This is a genomic window from Gilliamella sp. W8128 (assembly GCF_016100545.1).
Lineage (GTDB): Bacteria > Pseudomonadota > Gammaproteobacteria > Enterobacterales > Orbaceae > Gilliamella > Gilliamella apis.
Genome location: NZ_JACFSE010000005.1, coordinates 41,154 through 62,792, shown reverse-complemented (window position 1 = coordinate 62,792; position 21,639 = coordinate 41,154). Strand labels below are relative to the sequence as shown.

Below are 21,639 nucleotides of genomic sequence, written 5' to 3'. Positions count from 1 at the left end.
AAAAATTAAAAACTTTTACAACATTTACAACATTAATACTAATTAATGTTTGCTATAATTGCGATGGGTTAACACATCATGGAAAATAAACAGTCATTATTAATCGACCTAAACACTGAACAAAAAAATGCTGTTACAACTGATAGCCAATACACCATTGTTCTTGCTGGTGCGGGAAGTGGTAAAACACGTGTATTAGTTCATAGAATTACTTGGTTGTGTGTTGAAAAAAATTATTCACCAAACTCAATTTTTGCCGTTACCTTTACCAATAAAGCGGCGGCTGAAATGCAAGAGCGTATACAAGCTTTAGTTGGTGAAGGATACTTAAATGGTATGTGGGTAGGAACTTTTCATGGTTTAACCCACCGTTTGTTGCGTATGTTTTCTCAACAAGCTAAATTACCTGAGAATTTTCAACTTATTGATAGTGAAGATCAGATCCGCCTTATCAAACGAATTTTTCGTGAACTTAAAATTGATGAAAAGGAATGGTCACCAAAAGAGTGTGCTAACTTTATCTCCACGCAAAAAGAAAAAGGACTTAGGGCAGATAATCTAAAACCAGAAGATTCGAAACAAGCAATGTGGCAAACAATTTATCGTGATTATCAAGCAATTTGTGATAGAGTTGGTTATGTTGATTTCTCAGAGTTAATTTTGAGAGCATATGAATTGCTTTGTAGTAATGAAACTGTTTTAAATTATTGTCGCCATCGTTTTTCAAATATATTAATAGATGAATTTCAAGATACTAATAAAATTCAATATTGGTTGGTGAAAAAATTAGCTGGAGACACAGCAAACGTAATGATTGTTGGTGATGATGACCAGTCAATTTATAGTTGGCGTGGAGCTAATGCTGATAATTTACAAATGTTCATCGATGATTATCCAGAAACTGAAATCATTCGTTTAGAGCAAAATTATCGATCGACAGGCATTATTTTAGACTCTGCAAATAAGTTGATTGCTAATAACCGCAATCGTTTGGGTAAAAATTTATGGACCGACAGTGGTGACGGAGAAAAGATTTCACTATATATTGGTTTCAATGATATTGATGAAGCACGATTTGTTGTAGGTCAAATAAAAAAATATCATGCTGATAATCATAATTATGCTAGCTGTGCCATTTTATATCGTAATAATGTGCAATCACGTATTTTTGAAGATACCTTATTACAAGCCGGTATACCTTATCAAATTTATGGTTCAATAAGATTCTATGAAAGGCAAGAGGTTAAATTAGCTTTAGCTTATTTACGATTATTGCATGACCATGATAATGATATGGCATTTGAAACTACGGTAAATACCCCAACTCGTGGCATAGGCAGTGTCACTTTAGATAAAGTTAGATTATGTGCTAAGCAGAATAATATTTCGTTATGGGATGCATGTTTAATGCTGATCGAAAAAAATGCTTTAGCTGAAAGACAACGCTCAGGTATTAGTCGTTTTTTAGAATTAATGGAATCTATTCATGTCGAAGTTAATGAATTACCATTTTATAAACAATTAGATGCAATTATTAAATTATCTGGCGTATTGCAAATGTATGAACAAGAACCAGGTATTAAAGGACAAGCTAGATTAGATAATCTAGAGGAACTTGTTTCATCTGCAGAGCAATTTTTTAGAGTTAACCAAGACAATGTAATTCAAGACAATGAAACTGGCAAAACCTTGACTGTTTTAGAATCATTTTTAGCATTTACCTCTCTTGAAAGCCGTGACGTAGTAAATCAACAAGATTCGGTGCAATTAATGACGTTACATTCAGCGAAAGGTTTAGAGTTTGACAATGTCTTTATTGTTGGTTTAGAGGAAGGTCTTTTTCCTGCACTACGCTCTCAAGAACGAGAAAAAATGGAAGAAGAAAGACGCTTAGCTTATGTTGGTATTACCCGAGCTCGTAAGTTTTTAACTCTCTCTTTGTCTGAATCAAGGCGACTTTATGGCCGTGAGGAGCGTAATTTGCCATCACGTTTTTTAGCTGAATTACCAACTGAAAATTTGCAAGAAATCAGTTCTCGAGCTAATTTAACATCATATAATAATGATTCTTCCAATAAAAATGAGCAGTTCTACCAAGATCGTAAAAAGTCATATATTAAGAAGAAAAAAGAAAGCGATGGATACACATTAGGTAGGAAAGTTAAGCATAATCGTTTTGGTGAAGGTACCATTGTTAATTTAGATGGTGAAGGTGAGCATAGACGAGTGCAAATTGCTTTCATTCATGAAGGGGTTAAATGGCTAGTAGTGAAGCTGGCAAATCTTACCTTAATGTAAATGATAGATTCTAAATAATTAAAGGATGCTAAGTTTTAGCTTAGTATCCTTTTTGGATTATTATTGCTCTGATTGCTCTTGTACTGATAAAGCAAATATCTCTTCAAATGGTTGATCTGTTCGATTACATATCCATTTGTCATCAATCAAATCAAAATGATAACCTTGCTTTTGTGTTGCTAACCAAACTTGAAAAAGTGGTTCTTGAGTATTAACGATAATTTTACTATTGTTTGGAAAACTAATGGTAATAACGTTGCCGTTAGTTTCATAATCGAGGTCTATATCATGTTCGTCAGCGTATTTATCTAGATATAATTCAATTTGATAAAAAAGTTGATCCGTTAAAGCATGGAATTGCGTGATATTCATATTGATGTGATTACAATTTTGTAGTTAATAAATTGATATTAGCACAAAAAAAAATACTCTGCCACCGCTAGGTGGCGAGTGTAAAAACGAATGAAAATGGAACTAACTGTTTAATGGTAAGGAACAAGCAATAACCATTAATTTATGCTTTTCATCGCCTTTTTCTGCTCTCATCCATCGACTAGGAATATCAATAGTGTTTATCAATTTACCTTCGGCAAAATAGTTCTCGATAAGTTCAATTTTACCTTTTGCAATTTCTTTTTTATCACAATTAGCATAATAATTAATAACTACAGTATGATATGGTGTTTTTACATTATCAATATTTTGAACTAATGCTGGAACATAATTAGAAACTTCTTTAAAAATACGAATTTTATTGTTATAAGGATGTAACTTTATAGAATTTTTATCAAGATAAGAATAACCAATAGTGTTGTCCTCATCAGTTTTAGATAGAGGTGTAAATTGTGCACCAATTTTAGGATTACTTAGCATTACCTCTACCTCTTTAGCTTGAGAGGCTAATTCAGCTTCAGTAAGTGGTTTCTTTTCTTCTGCATGAGTGATAGCGGTAAAAGAAAAGAGCATTAAAAATAAACATAATTTTTTCATTTAAATTTTATCTCCCTCTTTTGAGCTATTTTCAATTGGTTTATTTTGTTGAGTTTGAGACTGTTTTTCTTGAGCTTCTTTTTGTTCTTTTTCTTGTTGTTTTTTCAATTTATAAGCTTTGATCTTTTCTTGACGCACTTTATCCATCTGTTCATCAAGTGGTTTCATATCAGGGCGATCTTTATAAAGAATGTCTTTCTTAATATCTCCTTGAATAGAACAGAGTATACGGTTTTGATTATCAGTAAAAGTTTCTAAATAAAGAGATTTTTCAATGGTACCAAGTTTGGGGACAACACCATCAATCGAGTAGGGATTATCTTGCCATACTGGTGATTTTGCATTTCGATCATAAATTTTGGCATTGGCAATATAAACATTGTTATTATATTGTAACCATTTTAAATTATTAAGTGTTTTAGTAATTTCCTCTTGGCTATTATCGAAGATAAAGCCCCAATAGTAATATTGTCCCGATAAATTGGTTGGAATATAGATGTTTTGATAGCCAGTTATCGTTAATCCGTGGTATTTAAGAGGTTTTTTGAAATTAACTTTATCTTTATTTTGTTGATAAATTGATTCTACAGGAATATAAGTAACATTATCTGTTGTTGTTAAATCAACATATTCGCTGAATAATTGTTTATTTTCAGCCAATTGTTCAAAAAAATGGTTATCACAAGCGAGAAAACTATCTACTATCTTATCTGTAATGCTTACGGTATCGTTCTGCGCCAGAGCCATGCAAGAAACGAAAGAAGAACAAACAAGCACAGTAAGTTTTTTTATTATCATAAAGCGGTTCCTTTCACCAAAATCACGCTAATTGTTTGTAATAGTATTGTAAAGTAATGTAAATATTTGTGTCAATCTAATTCAAATTATTTTGAACTAAAATTAGTAAGTTACCGTTTTTAAAAGAGATTTCTACTTTATCATTAATGGCTTTGTTACGTAAACTAATGCAGCCGCCAAGAACTAATGTTTGATCTTTTAAGGGGTATTCAAAGCCAGTTATAGTCAAATTAGTTACCGTCGACAATGGCATTAACGAAATAATATGATTTTTTACGTGGTCAATAATCTGATGATGATCAGCAAAGAAAAAATAGCAATAATTATCATAAAACAACATTTTGAACTGGTGATAGTATTGCATAGCTGTAGACAAGTTACCTAAGAAATGATCACTAGCTCCGCCTGATGCACCATATATTGTAAATTTTGTAACACCTTTACTATTTAAAAATAGTAATGCTTTTTCGAAATCAGGCTTAGATTGATCTGGAGTATGAATAATTTGTGTTTTTGACGGAATTGCCCTAGTTGAGTCAATGCTATCTAAATCTCCGATAATAAAATCAGGTTCAACGGCTGATTTAAATAAATAGCTATGATATGCACCATCAGTACAGGCAATATAAGTATAATCTTTTATATTACTAGGAATATCTTTTGGAGGTTCACCATTGACAAATAGTAGTGCTGTTTTTTGGGGCATGATTATTCCCATTAAATTAATTTATAGTGTTAATGTATAAGCCATAATAATTGCATCTTCTTGATGGCCATCAACAGTTGGATAATAATTTTTTCTGACTGTTATTTGATTAAAGCCAATTGAATGATATAACTCAATTGCTGGCGTGTTAGATTCTCTAACTTCTAACCATAGAGTTGAAATAACCTGTGGTGAGTTTATGGCTGTTAAATTATCAATTAAATGATTTAATAATGCTTTAGCTAATCCCTGTTGTCTATAGGCAGGATGTATTGCAATATTAAATAAAGTTGCTTCATCGGCAACTTGTTGGCAAATACAAAAGCCGACCAGTTTATTATCAACGGTTATTTTAAGATTAATATAACGTTCACCTTGATTTGAAAAAAAAGTTTCTTTAGACCAAGGGATAGGGTGGCATATGAGCTCTAACTCATAAGCTGCCGTTAAATCATGTTCATTCAGGATGGAAATTGTTTTCATATTCACATAACTGCTGCCAAAGTTTACGTTTTTGTTGTGGATCTTTCGCTAGCGAATCTAAATCACTGGTATTTATGGTTAAATTATTTTGCCATGGTTCATTGCTAAGCACATCTATAAACCATGTCACTATTTTCACTTCATCCGCCGAAATAATTAATTGCGAAGGGGTAAGAAATAATACTTGTTCTTCTGTTAAACGGATGGCTTTTAAAATATCGTAATATATTTTTTGTGTTGGTTTTTGTTTAGCAACGACAATTAAACGAATTTTTTCGTCTATATGAGTCGCAAGTTCTCCCTGGAATACGGTCGAATTGCGTAAAACATATTGAGTAATATTACATTGCTTAAGATACCAATCAGTTTGTGTCATTGTCAGATTACGGTTTTACTAGGGATTAAAGAAAGTTAATTGTATAATCTTCGCTTCAATTTATAAAGGTTTTTCATTGAGGCATTATGGCAACATCTGTTTTTACTCCAGCTAGCCAAGTACTTGAACGTCATCAGTCATTTTTTGATGATAAAAATATTCTTATTGCTGGTGATATTCAAGACAATTATCCTGCGATTATTGCAGCAAATATCGTCAAGATTCATTGTTCCCAATATCATACTTTTTTAAGCTTTAAAAATAGTAAACGAGCTAATAACACTATATTTTCGCTCTATCCTGATACATCTTTTTATAGTGATATAAATACCCTCATTTATTATTGGCCTAAAACCAAGAGTGAAGCACAATTTCAGTTATCATATTTATTGAACAATATGCCTAAAGATAGTGATATTTTTATCATTGGTGAAAATCGTTCTGGGGTAAAAAGTGTGGAAGGGCTGTTAAGTGACTTTGGTTCTATCCAAAAAATAGATAGTGCAAGACGATGTGGTTTATATCATTTTCGAGCTGATAGTCGTTTGGCTTTTGAAGTAAAAGACTGGTGGTTGAGTTATCACTTAACGATTGAAAATCAGGATATCGAAATTAAAAGCTTACCAGGTGTCTTCAGCCAGAAAGCCTTAGATGCAGGAAGTGAGCTGTTATTAAATGCACTTATGGATCATAGTGATATTATCAAAGGAAATATCCTTGATGTCGGTTGCGGCTCGGGCATATTATCAACAGTAATAGGTAAACTAAATCAAGATATAAGCTTAACATTAACTGATGTAAGTAGTGCTGCATTAGAATCAAGTAAAGAGACTTTAGCTGCTAATAACATTGTTGCACGTGTTATTGCTAGTGACGTGTTTTCAGATATAAGCGATAAATATCATTTAATTATCTCTAATCCACCTTTTCACGATGGCAAAGAAACAAGTTATACCGCAGTTAATAAGTTGATTAAGGAAGCAAAAAAACACTTAAAACTAAATGGTTATCTTTGTATTGTGGCAAATTCATTTTTACCATATCAATCGATCTTGGATGAAACATTTAAAAGTGTTGAAATTATTGCTCAAACGACTAAATTTAAGGTTTATTTAGCCAGTCATTAACATTTAAATCAGTATCATTAAATAGTCATGCGTGAATTTATTTAATTAAATCACGCGTGAAAACTGTTGTTGTCGCACCAATCGACGCATATAAATATCAAAACACATGCAAATATTACGAATTAAAAGCTGGCCTTTAGATTGAACATTGATGCTATCTTGATTAACGACAACTAATCCATCTTGTTCTAGTGGTGCAAGTAGTTTTAAATCTTCAGCAAAATAGTCATCAAATTGGATATGGTAATGTTGTTCAATCTGTTTTTTATCAAGCTGAAAATGGCAAATAAGTTGTTTAATAACATCTCGACGTATTTTATCATCACGATTTAAGGTAAATCCTTTCCATAAACCATATCCTTTTTGTTCGACTTGATCTTGGTAACTTCTTAAATCTTTTTGGTTTTGGGCATAACTGTCTCCCAACATACTTATTGCTGATACACCAAGACCAAGTAAATCGGCATCTCCCTTAGTGGTATAACCTTGAAAGTTGCGATGTAACTTGTTTTGTTGTTGTGCGATAGCTAACTCATCAGTAGGTTTTGCAAAATGATCCATACCTATAAATTGGTAACCAGCGAGAGTCAATTTTTCAATACTGGTTTGTAAGATTTTCAATTTCTGACTTGCATTAGGTAAATCATTATCTTTGATCTTACGTTGGGCAGCAAATCGACTAGGTAAATGTGCGTAATTAAAAACACTTAATCTATCAGGCGAAATATCAATCACTTTATTTAATGTTTCGGTGAAACTTTCAACAGTTTGCTTAGGTAATCCGTAAATTAAATCTAGACTAATAGAACGAAAGTTATTTTTTCTTGCTTGGGTAATTAGTGAACGGATCAAGTTTTCATCTTGCTCGCGATTAATTAAATTTTGAATTTCATGATTGAAATCTTGGATCCCCATACTTAACCGATTAAAGCCAACATTAGCTAGATGATCAATCGTTTGTGGACTTATTTCTCTTGGATCTATTTCAATGGATAGTTCGGCATCTTGAGCAAAGTTAAAGTGTTTTTTGATCGATGAGAGCAAGCGGCTAATTTCAGCATCAGTTAAAAAAGTAGGGGTGCCGCCCCCCCAATGCATTTGTGTTACAGTCCGGTTTTTAAATAATGCGGACTGTTTAGCGATCTCGATATCTAATACATCAAGGTATTTAGTGACTTTGTGGGTTTGTCGTGTAATCAGTTTGTTACAACCACAAAAGTAACAAAGTTTATGGCAAAACGGAATATGTACATACAGCGATAATGGTCGTTCAGGATAAAGGTTGGTCGCTAAAATGAAATCTTGTTCAGTAAACTGTTCGTTAAATTCAAGTGCTGTTGGATAAGAGGTATATCTTGGACCTGAATAGTTATATTTTTCAATTAACGCTTGATCCCATAACTGGGTTTGAATCACATTTTTATTTAATCCTGCGTTTGACATTGTCATTTCCATAACGTTTTGCTGTATTACGTTGTTTTGCTCTTATTTGTGTTTTTAATTTAATGTAATTAGTTTTTTTTAAATATAATAATGTGCAAATAAATAATCCTAAATATAAACCTAGCATAATCAATAGTAGCATGGTGGTATATGACTCTTTATCGTGGTTATTTTGTATATAAGATTATTGATGGTTTATAATGCATATTTAACTAAAACTAACTTAATTACGTTTAAGTAAACTGACGATATCTTCTTTGGTTTCTTCTTGCTCATCCTCGAAATCTTCATCTTCATAACCTAATATTTGCATAAGTTTGTCTATACGGTTTAGTTTATTATCAAGATAAGTTTTTTGCTCGTCAGTTAAGATTTTACCTTGCTCTACTAAATCTAGTAATTGATCCAGTTTAGTATCATTTTCAAGTTGTTCTAATTCTTGTTGTGGTGTTAACTTGGCTTTAGTTATTTTGGGTTGATTAATTTTATCTATATTTTTAATAGATGAATTATCATCTATTACCAATGAAATTGGTTTTTTACTGCCAACACGAGGATCTTTTATTGTTTTTGTCGCTTTGTTATTTTGATTGTTATCTTGACCATTAAAACGTGAACCACTCGGTAAGCCTTTATGTTTACGTTTGCGCTTTAACTCACGAGATTCTTCATTAATCTCTTGGCGGGTTTTTTTAGGTTTTTGTTTTGATTTATTTTTTAACATACAATCTCAATTTAATATCTGATAATTAACTCACTAAACGTATTTTACCAGTAAGTCATCAATATAGCTATGAGCATGAGATAATACCAATTTATGATTGTAAAAAAATAGATTTAGTATAATCTGAGCCAAATTATTTATATCAGCTAGCAATAGAGAATAAAATATGACAAATCATTTGAGCCCTTACATGCAATTTACCCGACAAGAATGGGCGAGCTTGCGTAATGCGGTACCAATGACTTTAACGCCAGAAGAATTGACTTCATTACAAGGTATTAATGAAGATTTATCCATGGATGAGGTAAGTGAAATTTACTTGCCTTTATCTCGATTACTCAATTATTATATAAGCAACAGTTTTAGCCGCCAGGCAGTGTTATCAAAATTTTTAGGGAAAAGTCAAAAAATACCTTATATTATTGGTATTGCAGGTAGTGTAGCTGTTGGTAAAAGCACTACCGCCCGTGTCCTACAAGCATTGTTGACTCGTTGGCCAGAGCATCGGAAAGTTGCATTGGTGACAACCGATGGTTTTTTATATCCTAACCGTTATCTTGAAGAACGTGGTATCATGAATAAAAAAGGATTTCCACAATCCTATGATATCAAAAAATTACTTAATTTTGTTGCTGATGTAAAGTCAGGACAAGCAGAAGTTAAGGCGCCCGTTTATTCTCATTTAGTTTACGATATTGTTGAAGATGAACATATTGTTGTTGATAGTCCAGATATTTTAATTCTTGAAGGATTAAATGTTTTACAAGGCAGCATAAACTATACTCAAGCTAATAATCGTGTATTTGTTTCTGATTATGTCGATTTTTCGATCTATGTCGATGCACAATTACCGCTATTACACGATTGGTATGTTAACCGATTTTTAAAATTTAGAGCTGGGGCATTTAGTGATCCTAACTCTTACTTTAACCATTATTCAAAGCTTCCAGAGGAAGAGGCCGTGAATATTGCTAACCGCCTTTGGCGAGATATCAATGAATTAAATTTGATTGAAAATATCCTACCAACACGGGAACGAGCAAGTTTAATTTTAACCAAAGGTAAAGATCATAAAGTAGATTGTGTTCAATTAAGAAAATAAACTTAAGGGGAATCAATATGAAATCAGCAATAAGGTTATTAAGTAAGTTAAGCATTATCACTTTAGTTACTGCATTTTCGGTAAATAGTTATGCATCAAGCAATGACGAAAACCAAGGCTTAAATTGTGATGCTAAAAAGCAAGCAATTGAAACGAAAATAGAACAAGCCAAAAAAGCGAATAATACCAATGAAGTGACAGGTCTTGAAAAAGCATTGCAAGAAGTTAATACCAATTGTACTGATGAAACCTTAGAACAAAAATATAAAAGATTAGTAGTTGAAAAAACTAAAGATGTTACAGATAAAACCAAAGAATTAGCTGAAAAAACTAAAGAGTATGCAAAAGATAAAGTTAATGCTCATCAAGATACAATCGATGCATTAAAAGCGAAATTAAATGATGCCGAAAAAGAATTAGCTGATGCTAAAGATAAACTTGCTGATTATTACAAACAATTGACCAGCAAATAATTTATATTTGACTTAAAAAAGTGCTTTCCTCACACTTTTTACCTAAGTTCTCAATAAATAAGCACCATTGATCTAGTATTAATGGTGCTTTTTGTTAAGACACGCAACGTTGCTTAAACTGGACTTTTTTATTTAAAAAGAGTATGGTGGGCGCCTAATTACGTGGTTCGTGAACCTCCCACGCTAAAAAACTAAGGAAAAAAATGAGTAATATAACACTACTTGGCGATCAATCCGTTCGCTATCCTACTGACTATTGTCCAGAAATTTTAGAAACATTCGATAATAAACATCCAGAAAATGATTATTTTGTAAAATTTAATTGTCCTGAATTTACCAGTCTTTGTCCGATAACAGGACAACCTGATTTTGCCACTATTTATATTTCGTATGTGCCAAATATTAAAATGGTTGAAAGTAAATCGCTTAAGCTTTACCTATTCAGCTTCCGCAATCATGGTGATTATCATGAAGATTGTATTAATATCATCATGAAAGATCTAATTAAATTGATGGATCCGAAATATATAGAAGTGTGGGGTAAATTTACTCCCCGAGGTGGAATATCTATCGATCCTTATGTTAATTATGGAAAAGCAGGTACTGATTGGCAACAAATAGCTTTGAATCGCTTGGCTAATCATGACCTTTATCCTGAAAAAATCGATAATCGTTAATCTTTCTACTGGATTCGTTAAAAATGCAAAATCGTAAAGCTCTTGTTATCTTTTCAGGTGGCCAAGATTCTACTACTTGTTTATTGCAAGCCATTGCTGATTATGGTCGTGAAAATGTCGAAACCATTAGTTTTCAATATGGTCAACGTCATGCAATTGAACTCGAAAAAGCTAAATGGATTGCTGAAGATCTTGGCGTTAAACAAACGGTGATCGATACTTCGGTGATTAAACAGACCACTAATAATGCTTTGATTGATGACTCGCAAGAAATTAAAGCGGCCAAAGAAGGAGATTACCCGAATACTTTTGTTGACGGTCGTAATATGCTGTTTTTACTTCTAGCAGGTTGTTATGCCAAGCAACAAGGTATACGTAATATTATTATTGGTGTCTGTGAAACCGATTTTAGTGGCTATCCTGATTGTCGTGATATTTTTATTAAATCAATGAATGTATCGATGAATCTGGCTATGGATTATAACTTTAATCTTATTACACCACTAATGTATCTCACTAAAGCTCAAACATGGGAGATGGCCGATAAACTTGGTTATTTGGATTATGTCCGAAAATACACCCATACTTGTTATTATGGCGTTGATGGTGGTTGTGGTAAATGTCCTAGCTGTATTCTTCGCGAAAAAGGTTTAAACGAATATCTTAATCATTCAAATTAATTGTAACACTGGGTTCACTTACCCCATTAAAAAAGGAAAAATTTATGTATCTGAACACTAATTCAGAACAAACTAGCCAATTTACTCACGCACAACAAATGAAAGCCCTTGGGTGGCTTTCGTTTTTTCATATTTTGGTTATTGCTTCAAGCAATTATCTGGTACAAATCCCTTTTGATATTTTTGGTTTCCATACCACTTGGGGAGCGTTTACCTTTCCATTTATCTTTTTGACTACCGATTTAACTATTCGGGTCTTTGGCGCGAGTTTAGCGAGGAAGATTATTTTTGTGGTGATGATTCCCGCTTTACTATTTTCTTATTCTATCTCAGTACTGTTTTTTGAAACCCATTGGATGGGATTTTCCGCGTTAGCCGAGTTTAATAGCTTTGTTTTCCGGATTGCTTTAGCGAGTTTTGCCGCTTACTTAGTAGGTCAATTGATGGATATTACCGTGTTTAATTATTTACGTAAAAATAGAGCATGGTGGGTAGCACCTTCAGCATCAGCAATATTAGGTAATGGTATTGATACCATCGTCTTTTTTGCGATCGCCTTTTATAAAACAAATGATGAATTTATGGCTACGCATTGGGTTGAAATTGCTACTATCGATTATAGCTTTAAAATTATTATCTGTGGATTATTCTTTTTACCGTTATACGGAATTATTTTAAACTTTATCTTAAAAAAATTGCTTATCAAATCTCAGTAACTTGACTTTAAGTTTACCTACAATTTATTACTTATTCGCTAGTTAGAGTTTATTGACAATATAGTAAATTCTAACTGCCTATTTTTCTTTCTCAAAAAGGCCGTTCCTCAAAATTTTTAACAAAATTCATAACTTAATTATAAAAAAAATTATAAATCTGATTAAAGAAGTTTTGCTAAACTTTGTCTGAAAGTGCATAATATCGATAAAAAAAAACAGTACATTCATTGTAACAGTAAGGGATTAGGTGAAATAATGAGATTGATAAAACACTTAGCGGTGTTAAGTTTATTTTTGATGCTATGCGCTTGTGATAATCAGAAAGATAAAACAGTAGATTCACTACAGGCTGATAAAACTGAGGTAGCAACAGATGTCATTGACAATAAAACCAATGCTGTTGCAACAGAAACTTTAACTGAAGCTGAGGCTGGATCTCATAATGCCTTTAATCCAACACCAGAATTAATTGAAAAGTACAAAGGTAAACAATTAACCGTCATTGATAGCTCTGAAGTTATTATTGATGGTTCAAGTACTTTAGTAGTGACTTTTTCGGTACCTCTTAATCCTAAGTTGAATTTTTCTAATTTACTCAGATTAGTTGATAGAAAAACAGGTAATGTTGATGGGGCATGGGAATTATCTGATAATGGTTTAGAGCTAAAACATCGTTATCTTCAACCAGATCGACAACTGGTTTTAACCATTGATAAATTATTATCAGCTATCAACGACAGTCATTTAGAATCTGTTTACCAAAAAGAAATTACGACTCAAGACCGCCAACCTACAGTAGGTTTTGCAAGCTCGGGTATATTACTACCAAGTAAATCTATGAGCGGATTACCTGTCACAACGCTGAATGTAAATAAAATTGATATTAACTTTTTTAAAATTAAACCAGAAAAATTATCTAAATTAGTGGATGATTTTGGTTTTATTGATTTGCTTTCGATTTGGCGTTCAAAAGAATTGACTAAATATGCTGATTTAGTTTATTCATCAAGATTCGATCTTCATCCAAAACCTAATGCACAAGAAACAGTTTTAGTAAACCTTGCTAATATTGCTGAACTTAATCAAGAAGGTGTTTATATTGCTGTGATGAATGAAGCAGGTATTTATAACGAATCGAATCCAGCAACTTTGTTTTCAATTAGTAATATTGGTGTGTCAGTTCATCGTTATAAAAATGCTAAGATAGCAGTAATGACTCATGGTTTAGATAATGGTAAACCATTAGCAAATATTGATTTATCATTAATGTGTCGTAAAGATGAAAATAGAAAAAAATGTCATACAATTTCAGCAGTAACAGATAAAGATGGTTATGCTGAATTTGACCTAGGTAATAATTATGACTATTCGTTATTAACAGCCAGTGATGGCCAGCAAACTTCGTTTGTTAATATTGATCGTAATGCGCTTAATTTGACTGATTTCAATTTGTCCGGTAGTCCTTTTTATCAAAAACAATTGTTTGTTTTCGGACCTCGTGATCTTTATCGTCCAGAAGAAACCGTCTATTTTAATGCATTATTACGTAATGCTGATGGGCAATCATTACCAGATCAACCTATCATTGTTGATATTCTTTCTCCTGATAGTCGAGTGATTAAAAATTACCAATTAAAAAGTAATGCTGATTTAAATGGGTTATATCAGCAAACGTTTGATATTCCTTATGATGCCGCAACAGGTAAATGGGCAATTCGTTTTAATTTAGGCGATGATGATTATCGTTACTGGAGCTTTAAAGTTGAAGAGTTTTTGCCTGAGCGTATGGCAATGGAAATCAAAAGCACTACAAACGGGGCGGTTCTTAATAACGAAGATATTAACTTTAATGTTAAAGGTTGGTATTTATATGGTGAACCAGCAATAGGTAACAGTTTAGAAGCTAATCTCTATTTAAAGACCGTCGATTCAGTTACTGGCCTAGCTGATTTCAAAATTGGAAAAGTGACAGACGAAAGCCTATATCGTGAGCTTGATTCTCTTGAAGTTGAGTTGGATGATGATGGTTTAACTCAAATTGAGGTTAGCAAAGATAATTGGTCTGGATTACAGTCTCCTGCTAAATTGGTTTTACAAGCAAGTCTACTTGATTCAGGAGGTCGACCGGTTACACGTTATGCGACACAAACCATATGGCCGGCAGATAAATTACCTGCAATTCGAGCACTATTTGAAGATTCACCATATTATGATTGGAATCAGGATGAATATTATGATCGTCCTACCGTTGACATTGACCATAATGCCGAATTTGAAATTGCTTATATCAATCTTGAAGGTGAAAAGTTAGCTACAAATTCACTAAAAGCTCGGTTGATTCGCGAACGTCGTAATTATTATTGGACTTGGTCAGATGAGGATGGTTGGCGAGTAAACTATAATTCTAGTGAATATATGGTTTCAGAAAATCAATTATCTATTGATGCAGGTAGTACAACAAAAATAAGTTTCCAACCAACTGATTATGGCTCTTATCGCGTTGAAGTTGTTGATCCTCAAACTAATGTTGTGACAAGTTTCCGTTTTTGGGCTGGTTATGATTGGGAAGATAATACTCGTGGCACAAAATCTGTACGGCCAGATCAAGTTAAGTTAACTATTGATAAACCATCTTATAAAGTTGGCGATATAGCCAGAGTGAATGTGCAGGCACCAGTTGCTGGCTCCGGTTATATCTCTTTAGAAAGTAATGGTGGTACCATTTGGAAAAAATCAATAACTATTGATGAAAATGGTTTAGATGTTGATATTCCAATTGAAAATTGGGGACGACATGACATTTATATTAGTACTATGATAGTTCGTCCATCGACAGATGCTGCTGTACAAACAGTTAAACGAGCAATTGGGTTATTATATTTACCAATTGACACAACAGACCGTCAGTTAAATGTTGCAATCAATGCACCAGCTCAAGTTGAACCAGAAACTACTGTGCCAATAAAAATCAAAATGGATAAAGAATTTATTCAAAAGGATAAAAAAGTCACAGTTTTGGTTTCTGCAGTTGATTCCGGTGTGTTAAATATAACTGATTTTGTTACACCAGATCCATATACAGGATTTTTAGGTCGTAAACGCTATGATACCAGTATTTACGATGTTTATGGTAAATTGATTGAAGCTTCAGGTCGTAATGTTAACATGAGCTTTGGTGGTGATGCGATGGGTGCTGGTGGTAAAAAACCATTAAATGACGTCCTAATTGTAGCACAACAACTTGAAACTATTCAGTTAAATGATGAAGGCGAAGGGATAATTAACTTACCATTGCCTGATTTTAATGGTGAACTACGAATTATGGCGCAAGCATGGGATACCAATCGTTTTGGTAGAGCTGAAAAAACGATGAAAGTTGCTGCTCCTGTTATTGCTGAATTAACAACACCTCGATTCTTATCTGGCGGTGATCAGGCGATTTTAGCGTTAGATTTGCATAATTTGACTGGTAGTACGCAAAACATGCAAGTTGAGGTATCAACTAGTGGTTTGCTTCATCAAAATGAAACAAAATCGGTTACTGTAAAACTAGATAGTAAACAGAAAGATATTATTAAGATTCCTGTTGCTGCCGATTACGGTTATGGTAAAGGAACAATAAAGATAGATGTAAAAGGCATTTTGCTTGAAGATAATTCTGATTTCAATATAAGTCGTTCTTGGACAATTGGTATAAGACCTGCATATGCCGCAACTTCAAGATCTTATGTCTCAGCAGTAGATGCAAATGAAAGCTGGCAATTATCAGACCAAGCTTTAACTGGTTTAATCGAAAATACTGTTGAAGGACAGTTAGTGGTCTCTAATCAACCTCCGTTAAATATTGCACAATATATTAAAAGATTATTTGCTTACCCATATGGCTGTTTAGAGCAAACTACGAGTGGCTTATTCCCATCTTTATATGCTAACAGTGAACAACTGGCGCAGTTAGGCATTAAAACTGATTCTGATGAAAAGCGCCGAGAAAAAGTTCAAACAGGTATTTCACGCATTTTATCAATGCAACGTAGTAATGGCAGCTTTGGTTTATGGAGTAACTATAGTGAAGAAGAACATTGGCTAACAGTCTATGCCACAGACTTTTTATTGCAAGCTAAAGAGCGCGGATATCAGGTTAATGATAAAGCGCTTGATGCTGCAATGACGCGTATTGGTCAATATATTTATGATGCCTCTGCATTTAATAATCTTAGTTATTACGGTGATTTAGACGTGCTTGAGTTTAATAAATTATCTATTAAAGCCTATGCGTTGATGATACTTTCTAAACAAGAGAAAATCACTGCAGCAATGCGTAATGAAATTAATTATTTAACCGATAAAATAATGAGCAGTGATACATCATTTATCTACTCACCATTACCATTAGCTCATTTAGCGGTAACAGCAAAATTAAATGGTTATCAGGCAACCTATGACAAATTACTGCCGTTAGTTTTTACTACTCCATATACATATAATGATAGGTGGTTAGGTAATTATGGTAGTACAGTTCGTGATCAGTCATTAATTCTTTCTTTATTGATAGAAAATAATATGGCGCAGAATAATCAAGCAAATTATCTATATAATTTGTCAGATTTATTAAATGATCAACGTTATTTCTCAACACAGGAATTAAATGCGTTATTTATTGCTGGTTGGACATTAGAACAACATAAAAGTGGTAATCAATTCAAAGTTTCAATAAATGGCAAAATTGATGATGTTGATTCAGTTGTTTCTCACTCCTATGATTTTGATGGATTAGCACAAGGATTATCTATTAATAATTCTGCTCATGATGAGCCGCTTTATATTAAATTTTCTGTTACAGGCTATGAAAAAACACCTCCAGCACCAACATCGCAAGATGGTTTTTTAACTATTAAGCGTACCTATTATGATTTACAAGGTAAAGAGATAATACCATCGAATATAGAAGTAGGTTCAATGATGGTTGTCGTTTTAGATGTAACAGCTCAAAAAGCTGTGCATGATGCCTTAATTGTTGATTTCTTACCTGCAGGTTTGGAGCTAGAAAATCAAAATCTTGCTAATAGCAGTGTAAATTTATCAACAATTCCATGGGTTGCTGATTTATTAAAAAATGAGGATATTAACGAGATTAAATATCAGGAATTTAGAGATGATAGATATGTTGCTGCGGTGAATATCAATACCTATGTCAATGAAAATAAATATCGTAAACGCGTTGCTTATTTAGTTAGAGCAGTGACTACTGGTGATTACATGATTCCTTATCCTTATGTTGAGTCTATGTATCGACCAGATCGGTTTGCTATAGGACAATCACTTGATTTGATGACAATATCCAGTCCTAGTAAAAAGGATAACAATGAAGAAGGTGATAAGTAATTTCACCATTACATTTTATAAAATGATTATTCCGCCAATATAGTTGGCGGAATTTTTTATTTCTAAATAAATTTAGCTGGATAATATAATAACGATAATGAAAAAGTGCTTTTATAAACTATTTAAATTCTTATTGATATTACTAGTTTTATTCGTTGGCAGCTTTTTTGTTGCTGATTATCTTTTTCCATTATCTGTTTCACAAAATAAAACTACGCAGACTGTTATCGCTGAAGATGAAACGCCATTATGGCGATTTGCTGATAAAAATGGTATTTGGCGTTATTCAGTTAGTCTTGATGAAGTTCCTGACTATTATCTAGACGTTTTATTAAATTATGAAGATCGTTATTTTTACGATCATATTGGTATTAACCCAATTTCTTTACTACGTGCTGCTTGGCAAAATATAACAAATGATAAAATTATTTCTGGTGGCAGCACTATTTCAATGCAAGTGGCTCGGTTATTATATCCTCATGATCGAACACTGCTTGGTAAGTTAAAACAGATTTTTCGTACTTTTCAATTAGAATTACATTATAGTAAAAAAGAAATTCTAACTTTATATATTAATCATGCACCTTATGGTGGCACGATCGAAGGCATAGGGGCTGCAAGCTGGTCTTATTTTGGTAAACAACCCAAAGCATTAACCCGTAGTGAAGCTGTTTTATTAGCCGTTTTACCTCAAGCTCCTAGTCGATTACGACCTGATCGGTTTCCTGAAAGAGCTAAGCAAGCGCGTAACAAAGTCCTAGATAGATTGGCTGAATATCAAGTATGGTCAAATGATTTGATTGAACAAGTCCGACGAGATGAGGTTTGGGTTTATCCACGAAAGACTCCGCAGTTGGCTCCATTATTAGCTTATCGACTAAAACAGCAATATCCTAATGAGGATATTATACATTCAACCATTGATGTGTCTATCCAGTATAATTTAGAAGATTTAGCGATTAACCGTAAAAAACAGTTACCTCCTAAAACATCACTGGCTATTTTAGTTGTTGACCATACGGATATGACTGTAAAAGGCTATGTAGGTTCTGCTGATTTTAATGATAAAGAACGTTTTGGCCAGATTGATATGATTAGTTCATTACGTTCTCCTGGTTCTACATTAAAACCGTTTATTTATGCCTTTGCTATTGATGAGGGTATGATTCATTCTGAATCTTTATTGCAAGATGTTCCTCGTATAACGTCAGATTATCGACCAACTAATTTTGATGAAGGTTTTTATGGCCCTGTTAGCGCATCAGAGGCATTAAGTAAATCACTGAATCTACCAGCAGTTCAGTTAATTGAATTATATGGTCCAAAGCGATTTACCGCCAAACTGGCTGGTATTGGTTTACCCTTATCCTCTATTGCTAATGAACCAAATATTTCTTATATATTAGGTGGCGCTTCGTTAAAAATGGATAATCTTGTTAGTGCTTACAGTGCCTTTGCTCGGCATGGTGAGGTGAGTCCGTTACGATTTACTCAAAAAGAACCTTTAATAAATAAACCACTTATTTCTGATGGTAGCGCTTGGATAACAAGACAAATGCTAATTAATAGTAATTTATTAGCATATAAAACTGGTACCAGTTATGGTTATCGGGATGCTTGGGCAATTGGAATCAATCCAAGGTACTTAATCGGTGTTTGGGTAGGGCGACCAGACGGTACTCCTGTTCCTGGACAATATGGTTCAATGTCAGCAATGCCAATTTTACAGCAAGTGAATTCAATATTATTAAACAGAGAAACTCGTTTGAATCGACCTATTATTGATAATGAAATGCCTAAATCAGTTTCTTCTATGAAAATCTGCTGGCCATTAGGACAACCTCTTCCAGAATCGGATGCGAATTGTCATCGGCAAAAAACAGCATGGGTATTGGATAAAATGGTACCACCAACATTAAGTACTTATAGCGAATTGAAAAACAACATTTACCGTTCTGGTTGGATAAATATTTGGGTAAATGAACGAGGTGAACGTGTCGCAGCTGATTGTTTAGGTGCACAAAAAAAACAGGTAGCATTATGGCCTGTTTCATTAGAAAATTGGTTGCTAACTAAAGAACGAAGGAAATCAATATTACCTCCAATAGATAAAACATGTCCTGTAATGGGTAAGGATATCTTTTCTTCTCTCAATATTGTTGGGCTACGTGATAAACAACTGATTAGAGCTTTACCAGGATTTAATCAAGTGACTGTTGATCTAATTCCAGAAGGTGGTTATGGTGAAAAATGGTGGTTTTTAGATGGGGATTTAGTAGCTAATTCCCATAATAATGAAAAAATTGCTTTAACAGTGACCAAAAAGGGGATACATCGTTTATTATTATTAGATGAAAGTAGTCAAATTGTTCGATTAACTTTTATATCAGATTAATAAAGGAATTCTCATATGGCTATACAACGCACATTATCAATCATTAAGCCCAATGCAGTTAACAAACAAGTCATAGGTGAGATTGAAACTCGAATATCAAAAGCAAAACTCAAAATCATTGCTATGAAAATGATTAAGCTGACAAAGTCTCAAGCTGAAGGCTTTTATGCTGAACATCAAAATAAGCCTTTTTTTGATAAATTAGTTAATTTTATGATTTCTGGTCCAATAGTTGTACAAGTGCTTGAAGGTGAAGATGCCATCTACCAATATCGCCAATTAATGGGACCTACCGATTTAAGTAACGCTGAGCGAGGAACATTAAGAGCTGATTTTGCCGATAACACCACAGAAAATGCAGTACATGGTTCAGACTCTATTTCATCCGCCGAAAGAGAAATTGCCTATTTTTTTGTAGATAGTGAAATAGTTGGATAATTGTAGAATAAGGCAAATATCACAGATAAATGAATTTTATTTTTATTGATTTATCTGTGAAATATATTAACTGGCAATATGTAACTTAAATGGTTGGCTTTGAAGATTTTGTACTGTTTCAGTATCTAAATGGTTATCGGTAATAATATCGGTAAAACGATTGAGTGGTATAGAGGTAAATAAAGAATAAGAATTGTATTTACTGCTATCTGCGACAAGTACTACTTTATCCGCCTTTTGAGCAAATCCTGCTTTAATTAATGCTTTGTCTTCAGTTGGTGCAGTTACACCTTTACTTAAACTCCATGAATTACAACTTACAAATGCAATATCAGGATTAATTTGTAGTAGCAATGAACGTCCATGTTCACCGATGCATGATTGACTACTATCATCAATTTTACCGCCAATGATGGTCACTTCAATCTGTTTAAACTCAGATAAAAAAAGAGCAATATGCAAATCTGATGTAATAACTCTCACAGGCATTTGGGTAATTCTTTTAGCAATTTCCAAAGTTGTTGTCCCTGCATCAAGCGCTATTGAGTCTCCAGCTTTTATTAGTTCGGCTGCAACATCTGCAATAAGCTGTTTTTCATTAAAATTTTTATGAATTTTTTCAGATGTAGTTGGTTGACTAGGAATAAAACGATTTAGAGTAACACCCCCATGAGTTCGACTAATTACTCCTTGTTGATCTAATTTAATTAAATCACGACGAATTGTGGCAGGAGAGGCTTCAGTAGCTATAACTAACTCTTCGACTGTGACTAAGTTATGAATCTTAAGATAATCCATGATTTGATCAAGTCGATTGTATTTACCCACTGA

Annotated in this window: 19 protein-coding genes and 1 riboswitch; of the genes, 10 read left to right on the top strand and 9 right to left on the bottom strand. The window is 33.2% G+C overall.

What is annotated here, in order from left to right:
• The first annotated feature begins 78 nt into the window (after positions 1–78).
• A complete protein-coding gene (gene uvrD / locus H3U97_RS06190) occupies positions 79–2,298 on the top strand; it encodes a DNA helicase II (protein WP_065650895.1) in 2,220 nt (739 codons plus the stop codon).
• A 60-nt stretch (positions 2,299–2,358) separates the two neighbouring features.
• Here the strand turns inward: uvrD and cyaY are convergent, their stop codons facing one another.
• The 6 genes from cyaY to H3U97_RS06160 form a co-directional block, all read right to left on the bottom strand.
• Positions 2,359–2,670 (bottom strand): iron donor protein CyaY, encoded by a 312-nt coding sequence (gene cyaY / locus H3U97_RS06185; RefSeq protein ID WP_065578010.1) that lies wholly within the window; start codon positions 2,668–2,670, stop codon positions 2,359–2,361.
• A gap of 102 nt (positions 2,671–2,772) precedes the next feature.
• Positions 2,773–3,288, bottom strand: coding sequence for a surface-adhesin E family protein (locus H3U97_RS06180; RefSeq protein ID WP_065578009.1), 516 nt, complete (start codon positions 3,286–3,288; stop codon positions 2,773–2,775).
• Positions 3,289–4,086: a hypothetical protein gene (locus tag H3U97_RS06175; protein ID WP_065614304.1), complete on the bottom strand. Its 798-nt coding sequence runs from the start codon at positions 4,084–4,086 to the stop codon at positions 3,289–3,291.
• 76 nt (positions 4,087–4,162) lie between these two features.
• Entirely contained in the window at positions 4,163–4,792 is a 630-nt protein-coding gene (locus tag H3U97_RS06170) for a thiamine diphosphokinase (protein WP_198198525.1), read from the bottom strand.
• 21 nt (positions 4,793–4,813) lie between these two features.
• Positions 4,814–5,275 carry a ribosomal protein S18-alanine N-acetyltransferase gene (gene rimI / locus H3U97_RS06165; RefSeq protein WP_086354204.1) on the bottom strand — a complete coding sequence of 154 codons (462 nt, stop codon included), beginning with the start codon at positions 5,273–5,275 and terminating at the stop codon, positions 4,814–4,816.
• A complete protein-coding gene (locus H3U97_RS06160; RefSeq protein WP_034901402.1) occupies positions 5,250–5,651 on the bottom strand; it encodes a DNA polymerase III subunit psi in 402 nt (133 codons plus the stop codon). Before H3U97_RS06160 ends, rimI begins: the two co-directional genes overlap by 26 nt.
• Before the next feature lie 86 nt (positions 5,652–5,737).
• Between H3U97_RS06160 and rsmC the strand changes: the two genes are divergently transcribed.
• The gene (gene rsmC / locus H3U97_RS06155; RefSeq protein WP_065614300.1) at positions 5,738–6,778 is read left to right on the top strand and encodes a 16S rRNA (guanine(1207)-N(2))-methyltransferase RsmC; all 1,041 of its coding nucleotides are present in this window, start codon (positions 5,738–5,740) and stop codon (positions 6,776–6,778) included.
• A 45-nt stretch (positions 6,779–6,823) separates the two neighbouring features.
• Here rsmC and hemN read toward each other — a convergent pair whose 3' ends face one another.
• The gene (gene hemN / locus H3U97_RS06150; protein ID WP_198198524.1) at positions 6,824–8,221 is read right to left on the bottom strand and encodes an oxygen-independent coproporphyrinogen III oxidase; all 1,398 of its coding nucleotides are present in this window, start codon (positions 8,219–8,221) and stop codon (positions 6,824–6,826) included.
• Between the two features lie 223 nt (positions 8,222–8,444).
• Positions 8,445–8,945, bottom strand: a complete 501-nt coding sequence (yihI, locus tag H3U97_RS06145) for a Der GTPase-activating protein YihI (RefSeq protein WP_198198523.1) — start codon at positions 8,943–8,945, stop codon at positions 8,445–8,447.
• Between the two features lie 166 nt (positions 8,946–9,111).
• Between yihI and coaA the strand changes: the two genes are divergently transcribed.
• The 8 genes from coaA (at position 9,112) to ndk (ending at position 20,808) form a co-directional block, all read left to right on the top strand.
• The gene (gene coaA, locus H3U97_RS06140) at positions 9,112–10,047 is read left to right on the top strand and encodes a type I pantothenate kinase (protein ID WP_198198522.1); all 936 of its coding nucleotides are present in this window, start codon (positions 9,112–9,114) and stop codon (positions 10,045–10,047) included.
• A gap of 17 nt (positions 10,048–10,064) precedes the next feature.
• Complete coding sequence (locus tag H3U97_RS06135; protein WP_034901394.1) at positions 10,065–10,520, top strand: DUF1090 domain-containing protein; 456 nt, start codon at positions 10,065–10,067, stop codon at positions 10,518–10,520.
• A gap of 156 nt (positions 10,521–10,676) precedes the next feature.
• Positions 10,677–10,721, top strand: a riboswitch (PreQ1 riboswitch).
• A gap of 2 nt (positions 10,722–10,723) precedes the next feature.
• Positions 10,724–11,197, top strand: a complete 474-nt coding sequence (queF, locus tag H3U97_RS06130; protein ID WP_065578003.1) for a preQ(1) synthase — start codon at positions 10,724–10,726, stop codon at positions 11,195–11,197.
• Between the two features lie 23 nt (positions 11,198–11,220).
• Positions 11,221–11,877, top strand: a complete 657-nt coding sequence (gene queC, locus H3U97_RS06125) for a 7-cyano-7-deazaguanine synthase QueC (protein WP_198198521.1) — start codon at positions 11,221–11,223, stop codon at positions 11,875–11,877.
• A 44-nt stretch (positions 11,878–11,921) separates the two neighbouring features.
• Positions 11,922–12,593 (top strand): 7-cyano-7-deazaguanine/7-aminomethyl-7-deazaguanine transporter, encoded by a 672-nt coding sequence (locus H3U97_RS06120; protein WP_065578001.1) that lies wholly within the window; start codon positions 11,922–11,924, stop codon positions 12,591–12,593.
• Positions 12,594–12,848: 255 nt separating this feature from the next.
• Complete coding sequence (locus H3U97_RS06115; RefSeq protein ID WP_198198520.1) at positions 12,849–17,975, top strand: alpha-2-macroglobulin; 5,127 nt, start codon at positions 12,849–12,851, stop codon at positions 17,973–17,975.
• 97 nt (positions 17,976–18,072) lie between these two features.
• On the top strand, positions 18,073–20,370 hold the full coding sequence (gene pbpC, locus H3U97_RS06110) for a penicillin-binding protein 1C (RefSeq protein WP_198198519.1): 2,298 nt from the start codon (positions 18,073–18,075) through the stop codon (positions 20,368–20,370).
• A gap of 15 nt (positions 20,371–20,385) precedes the next feature.
• On the top strand, positions 20,386–20,808 hold the full coding sequence (gene ndk, locus H3U97_RS06105) for a nucleoside-diphosphate kinase (RefSeq protein ID WP_086357045.1): 423 nt from the start codon (positions 20,386–20,388) through the stop codon (positions 20,806–20,808).
• A gap of 66 nt (positions 20,809–20,874) precedes the next feature.
• Here the strand turns inward: ndk and H3U97_RS06100 are convergent, their stop codons facing one another.
• A complete protein-coding gene (locus H3U97_RS06100) occupies positions 20,875–21,636 on the bottom strand; it encodes a DeoR/GlpR family DNA-binding transcription regulator (protein WP_086357046.1) in 762 nt (253 codons plus the stop codon).
• Positions 21,637–21,639 lie beyond the last annotated feature (3 nt).

Coding starts and splice junctions, on each gene's coding strand:
- pbpC (WP_198198519.1), top strand. CDS start 18,073: ATGAAAAAGTGCTTTTATAAACTATTTAAATTCTTATTGATATTACTA.
- ndk (WP_086357045.1), top strand. CDS start 20,386: ATGGCTATACAACGCACATTATCAATCATTAAGCCCAATGCAGTTAAC.
- yihI (WP_198198523.1), bottom strand. CDS start 8,945: ATGTTAAAAAATAAATCAAAACAAAAACCTAAAAAAACCCGCCAAGAG.
- H3U97_RS06160 (WP_034901402.1), bottom strand. CDS start 5,651: ATGACACAAACTGATTGGTATCTTAAGCAATGTAATATTACTCAATAT.
- H3U97_RS06120 (WP_065578001.1), top strand. CDS start 11,922: ATGTATCTGAACACTAATTCAGAACAAACTAGCCAATTTACTCACGCA.
- H3U97_RS06135 (WP_034901394.1), top strand. CDS start 10,065: ATGAAATCAGCAATAAGGTTATTAAGTAAGTTAAGCATTATCACTTTA.
- H3U97_RS06180 (WP_065578009.1), bottom strand. CDS start 3,288: ATGAAAAAATTATGTTTATTTTTAATGCTCTTTTCTTTTACCGCTATC.
- cyaY (WP_065578010.1), bottom strand. CDS start 2,670: ATGAATATCACGCAATTCCATGCTTTAACGGATCAACTTTTTTATCAA.
- coaA (WP_198198522.1), top strand. CDS start 9,112: ATGACAAATCATTTGAGCCCTTACATGCAATTTACCCGACAAGAATGG.
- rsmC (WP_065614300.1), top strand. CDS start 5,738: ATGGCAACATCTGTTTTTACTCCAGCTAGCCAAGTACTTGAACGTCAT.
- hemN (WP_198198524.1), bottom strand. CDS start 8,221: ATGTCAAACGCAGGATTAAATAAAAATGTGATTCAAACCCAGTTATGG.
- queF (WP_065578003.1), top strand. CDS start 10,724: ATGAGTAATATAACACTACTTGGCGATCAATCCGTTCGCTATCCTACT.
- H3U97_RS06115 (WP_198198520.1), top strand. CDS start 12,849: ATGAGATTGATAAAACACTTAGCGGTGTTAAGTTTATTTTTGATGCTA.
- H3U97_RS06170 (WP_198198525.1), bottom strand. CDS start 4,792: ATGCCCCAAAAAACAGCACTACTATTTGTCAATGGTGAACCTCCAAAA.
- H3U97_RS06175 (WP_065614304.1), bottom strand. CDS start 4,086: ATGATAATAAAAAAACTTACTGTGCTTGTTTGTTCTTCTTTCGTTTCT.
- uvrD (WP_065650895.1), top strand. CDS start 79: ATGGAAAATAAACAGTCATTATTAATCGACCTAAACACTGAACAAAAA.
- queC (WP_198198521.1), top strand. CDS start 11,221: ATGCAAAATCGTAAAGCTCTTGTTATCTTTTCAGGTGGCCAAGATTCT.
- rimI (WP_086354204.1), bottom strand. CDS start 5,275: ATGAAAACAATTTCCATCCTGAATGAACATGATTTAACGGCAGCTTAT.